The following is a 1,423-nucleotide window of genomic DNA, read 5'->3' as shown; positions in this document are numbered from 1 at the left end:
AGAAAGGGGAATGGGGTAGAGCCACTCTGGGAGGAAGAGGAGCGCGGAGGCATCAATAAAGTTCCCAGTTTAGGACTGTGTTGTTGCTGTACTTTAGCTTATCGCCCCTCAGGATAAAGCACAAAGAGATGCCAACGCCACATTGACCAGAAAACTGGGTTACAAGCCCCGCCCTTTATGACGGCTTCTTGATACAGTAACTGCGAACTCCGCCAGCTTGTTCGCCTGCGGCGGCACTGAGTGCTTCGTGGTGCAGTACCTCTTACTAGAGGGACATTAGAGGGACAAAGTATCTGGGAGTCTCTTCCCAGTAATTAGGGCGGCGGCATCCCTCTTCGTGCATAGGGATGGAGCAGTACAGCCTGTTAAGGAATCAAGGGGCACAGTAGCAACACCTAGCAAACCAACTTCGGAAGCAGAATGGATTGATGAGTAGTCAAGAGGTCTCTGCTATCTGCTCCATCCCATACTTCCCGGCTCTGGAAAACTGCCGGATAAAAGGCTTCAATACCGACCACATCCTCTCAATCGGATTCAACTCTGGTGCATACACAGGCAGGTCTATGATCCGCGCACCTGTTCCTTGAATCAAACCCTCCACTTCCGAACTCTAATCACCACCTTCCGCGCATCCAGTTCCGGACATGAGTCACTTTGCAAAAACTCCAGAAAATTGCTCTTCTGCATTCCACCCTTGATAACACAACAGCCTACTGCCTCTCTCCAGGAAATAGCTTCAATAATCTTATGTTTTTTCCCTTTGCATCTCTGACGGTAACTGTAAGCTCTTTGACTGCGTAAACTCCGAGATACCCCTCCGTTCCATTGCCTCTCACACCCTTGTCTGGTCTAGAATAGCTATATCTTCCACTGGTATATTCTTGACTTCTTAGCTATAGGCTAATTGTTGCCTTTGCACCTCCTCTTCTCTGATTTTTACACTGCGGTAATTCTTTTTTAGCGTCATTCCTCGCTTTTTTAAAAAGTTGTCTATCGTAACAGCACTCACATCAGTATCCAGTTGCTCTCGTAGCAGTTCCTGATACTACCACGGATAATAGTTCAGGCGCCTTTCAATGACCGTCATAACTTCTTGCCGGTGTTGTTCCAGAATACCTACTCGCTTTGTGCCGACTTTCTTGGGGGATAAATCCTGAGTTTGTTGATACTGATGCACCCAGTGGTGCAGTGTTCTTTGGGTTACCATGAACTGTTCCGCTACCTGGCGAGTGGAGGTCTTGCCTGCCTGATAAGCTGCCACAACTCTTTGGGATAAATCTAACAAATAGGTTGGTATATATCTCTCTTTTCTCTTGGATACTTGTATCCTAATTCATAGGCTGTAATCGGTGAAGTGCCAAAAATGATTCTGATTCTTGTTTCAGCATCGTTGCCGAGCAACCGCTAGGGTGTAGAGACGCGG

The 1,423-nt window shown here is 47.4% G+C and carries 1 pseudogene; it reads right to left on the bottom strand.

The features are described from left to right. Window positions 1-373: 373 nt before the first annotated feature. Window positions 374-1,297 (bottom strand): annotated as a pseudogene (locus NW838_RS00860) (IS630 family transposase). Window positions 1,298-1,423 lie beyond the last annotated feature (126 nt).

Source organism: Synechococcus sp. R55.2 (genome assembly GCF_047462075.1).
Lineage (GTDB): Bacteria > Cyanobacteriota > Cyanobacteriia > Thermostichales > Thermostichaceae > Thermostichus.
This window is presented reverse-complemented; position numbering and strand designations above follow the sequence as displayed.